Raw genomic sequence first — 258 nt, 5'->3', positions numbered from 1 at the left:
AGCCGCCCGTGGAAACGATTGTTCGCATCGGTTTGGATACGTCAAAGTGTGTATTTCAGTTGCATGGCGTTGATGGGACCGAGCGGCCGGTTTTGCGGCGTAAATTGAGGCGCGGGCAGGTTTTGGAGTTCTTCAGGCGTTTGCCGCCCGCGCTTGTGGCTCTGGAGGCTTGCGGGGCATCGCACTATTGGGCGCGAGAGCTGCAATCGCTCGGGCATGAAGTGGCGATGATCCCGCCGCAATATGTCAAGCCGTATG

1 pseudogene is annotated in these 258 nt (G+C 58.5%); it reads left to right on the top strand.

Going from position 1 to position 258, the window contains the following annotated elements:
* Nucleotides 1–8: 8 nt before the first annotated feature.
* Nucleotides 9–258 (top strand): annotated as a pseudogene (locus tag XI08_RS09705) (IS110 family transposase); the annotation flags it as partial.

The sequence above is a fragment of the Bradyrhizobium sp. CCBAU 11361 genome, assembly GCF_028128935.1.
Lineage (GTDB): Bacteria > Pseudomonadota > Alphaproteobacteria > Rhizobiales > Xanthobacteraceae > Bradyrhizobium > Bradyrhizobium niftali.
Note: the sequence above shows the minus strand (reverse complement) of the source record. Positions and strands in the feature narration are given on the sequence as shown.